Raw genomic sequence first — 3390 nt, 5'->3', positions numbered from 1 at the left:
CCAGTATCATCAGCGTCTCCTCACCGTCGATGCCGACCGACGGCCAGCCATCTCGATCCGCGCATCCACCAGCCGCTCCACACCCGAGGTCGGGTCCACCATCACAATCCGCGCACCAGCCAGGCCATCCGCCACAGCAGCCGAGATGCCCGACGTGTCGAGCGCCGGGGAGGTGTGCGAGATGCCACCTCCTGCAAAGGTGCGCATCCCGATCAGGCTGGCCGTCTCGCGTAGGATTGATTGGGCCCGAGGTCGCCGCCAGTCATTGGCGAGCGGAATGTACGCCTCGCCACCCGTCTCCGGCTCGGCCCAGATGCGCCAATCTCCAGCCTTCGCGATCTGCGGGAGATGTCCATTGGCGCGGTCTGAGTAGAGTCCGCCAGCGGCGTTGATGAGGGCCTTGTTGCCGCCGCCCGTCATCGTGGTTCCGTCCTTGGAGATGCGGACGCGAATCGTCGCGGTTCGGTCTCGGGCCGCGTCTGCCAGGAGCTGGTTGGCGGTGGCAAGGTCGCCCCTCTGCACGGCAGCGAGAATGTCGGTGCGCACCCTGTCGGGCACGTTGTTGAGCTTTGACTGCCACTCCCTGAGTCGGGCATCCGCAGCGGCCTTCTCCAGTTGCACAGCGGTTTTGATGTCCTTGGGGGTCTTGAACAGCTCGTCCACGTACCTCGTGGCTGCCTCTTTGCTGCCGGTGAACTGGGTTGCGACCTTGAGCAGCTCGTCGCGGTGGCGCCCATGGGTGGCGATGATCGACTCAACACTGTCACCCTGCCGCTTGCGTTCCTCTACGTCGCGCTGGGCGTTGGAGATCATGTCCATCATCACGCGGTTGTTGGCGATGCCAGCCTCGGTGGTCTTGCTGAATGCGTCGGCGGCTTTGGCGTTGCCCGCCTTTACCTCGCCTGCCCATTTCTGCGCGGCGGCCTGCCCGTCGAGCAGGGATTTGTTGAACGCGAGTTGGCTGTCGAGCGATGCCATCGCGGCCTGATTGGCGGCGAACAGGCTGTCTACGTAGTCGTCATAGCTCTGCGTCGCGGTGTCGGTGGCGCTGGCGAGTTCCTTCTGCTTCTTCGTCAGCGCTTCGGATGCCGAGCCTGCGTTCTTGGTGGCGATCTGCGCGGACTGCACTGCGATGGGAATCTCGCCACCCATCCAGCGCACGAGGTCCTCGTTCGACAGGTTCAGCAGGTCGGTGTACCCGGTTGCCTCATGCAGCGAGGACGCCTGCGCACGCAGACCCTCCGCGTAGGTCGGGAACTGGCGGATCAGGGACTCGTTGTCGACGCCCTGCTGCCTCGCAGCCTCGGCCATGCGAGAGAATGCTGCTGCGGCCTGATCGGCGCTGCCGGAGCTCACCATCTGGCTCAACGCACTGTCCGCACGTTGGAACCCTTCCTCGAGCTCCTTGAGCGCGCCGTAGTGGCCGGACATGCCGGCGAACATCTTGGCGAGTGGGTCGGAGCCGTCGCGCAGGTTGTCCCACTTCTTGAGCTGCTCGAATGCAGCTTCGACGCTCAGCTCGATCTTCTGGAAGCCCATGCTCGTCTGGGCGGCGAAGTCCTGGCGGGACAGTGCGGAAGCGGCCGAGTCGGTGGATGCCGCCAGTTGCAGCATCAGCGACGAGGTTTGCTCCAGAGTGGGCTGGCCTGCCCGAATCTTCTCGAAGATCATGGAGGCGATCTCGAGGCCAGCGAAGGCCAAGCCCACAGCGCCGGCAGCCTTACCGATCTTGCCGAGCGCGCCCACGGCTTGGGGGTGCTCGGTGCGGAGCGCGCCGAGTGCGGTGCGGAACTCGACGGCGGCCGTGGTGGCCTTCATGATGAGGCCCGCGGCGAGCGCGAACCCGCCGAACGCGGCCAGCAGCTTGAGGATCGATGCTGCCATGGTTGGATGCTCGGCGACCGCATTGATCAGCTCAGTCATCCACTGCACCACGCCGCGCAGCGGCGCCTGTGCGTCGGTGCCCATCTTGATCAGCAGTGTCTCCCACGAGCCGCCGAGCACCTGGAGATCGCCGTTGAGATTGTCCAGCAGCCCAGCGGCGACACGCGCCGCGTAGCCGGAGTCGTTGACGTTGTTGACCCATTGCTGAATGCCCTCGGCACCCTGCTCGTACAGCACCGAGGCGTTGCGGATCGCGAACGACCCGAAGATGGTGGACAGAGCAGCCTGCCGCTGCTCCACGGTCAGGCCACCCAGCTTGTCCTTGAGTTGTCCGGCGAGGTCGGTGATGCCGACGAACTGGCCCTGGGCATCGTAGGCGGCGATGCCGAGATCGTCCATGGTGCGTTGCGCGTCCTTCGACGGCTTCGCGAGCGCCAGCAGCATCGACTTGAAGCCTGTGCCAGCCTCGGCACCGATCATGCCCGTGGAGGCGAACGCGGCGAGGGTGCCGACGGTCTCCTCGATAGAGACCCCGAACTGGGAGGCGACGACGCCGGACTGCTTGAGAGCCTGCCCCATGTCCCCAACCGAGCCCATGGCCTTGCCCGCACCAGCGGCCAACAGGTCGGCTACTCGTGACGTGTCCTTGCCCTGGAGCTTGAACTGGACGAGTGCGGCGGAGGCAGTCTCGGCTGCGTCGGCGACGCTGAGTTGGCCGGCGGCGGCGAGGTCGAGGGAGCCACGCAGGCCACCCGACAGGATGTCCGCAGTCGAGACACCTGCCTTCGCGAGTGCGGTAATGCCGCCTGCGGCTTCGGTGGCGGAGTATGCGGTGTCGCGTCCAGCGTCGAGCGCGGCCTTGCGGAGGCCGTCGATCTGCCCCCGTGCCTCCTCGCCAGTAGCGGCAACCTCCGCCATGGACTGCTCGAACGACGCTGAGGCGCGGACGGCCATCGCGACCCCAGCCATGGCGGCTACGCCCAGCCCGATCATGGCGGTACCTGCGCGACGCCACCCCTCCGTCTGTGACGCCTTCGCGGTCGCAGCACCCAGCGTCTCAACCGACGCCTTCGCGCGCCCCATCGCCGCCGTGAATCCCTCCACGGAGGCCGCGAGAATGACCTTGACGTTGCGATCAGCCATCAGGGCCTCCCTTCGGGGTGTTCGAACGCGAACCACTGGAGATGGCCGGTAGGGACTGGCTGGTCATGGTTGGCCGCTTCGAGGGCCTTGATGTGCTTGCTCTGCACCTGCTGCAACACCTCGCAGGGGCGGCAGCGGTACATGCCGACCCGCCACCGTGGGCGCTGGTTCGGGTCTGCGTCGTTGTCCCACAGTCCACGCTCATAGGGGGTGCCGCATCCGGGGCAGCACTGCTTCTCCCACGCATCGAACGCGATCCACAGCGACCGCTCCCACGCGTCGAACTCGGGGTCACGGGTGGTGATGGTTGTGCCGTCGGGGCGGGTGGTGGTGACCGTGGTCGGCTCCCACCCGTTGAATCGG

Annotated in this window: 2 protein-coding genes; both read right to left on the bottom strand. The window is 66.3% G+C overall.

The window, feature by feature from the left end:
- Window positions 1-9 precede the first annotated feature (9 nt).
- Window positions 10-3027, bottom strand: a complete 3018-nt coding sequence (locus tag ACTQ40_RS10305; protein ID WP_441564101.1) for a phage tail tape measure protein — start codon at window positions 3025-3027, stop codon at window positions 10-12.
- On the bottom strand, window positions 3027-3390 hold a 364-nt coding region (locus tag ACTQ40_RS10300), incomplete at its 5' end, for a hypothetical protein (RefSeq protein ID WP_441564100.1). The genes ACTQ40_RS10300 and ACTQ40_RS10305, both read right to left, overlap by 1 nt.

Source organism: Collinsella sp. Sow4_D11, assembly GCF_052116465.1.
GTDB lineage: Bacteria > Actinomycetota > Coriobacteriia > Coriobacteriales > Coriobacteriaceae > Collinsella.
The sequence above is the reverse complement of the archived record's forward strand: the minus strand, read 5'-3'. Positions and strand labels throughout refer to the sequence as shown.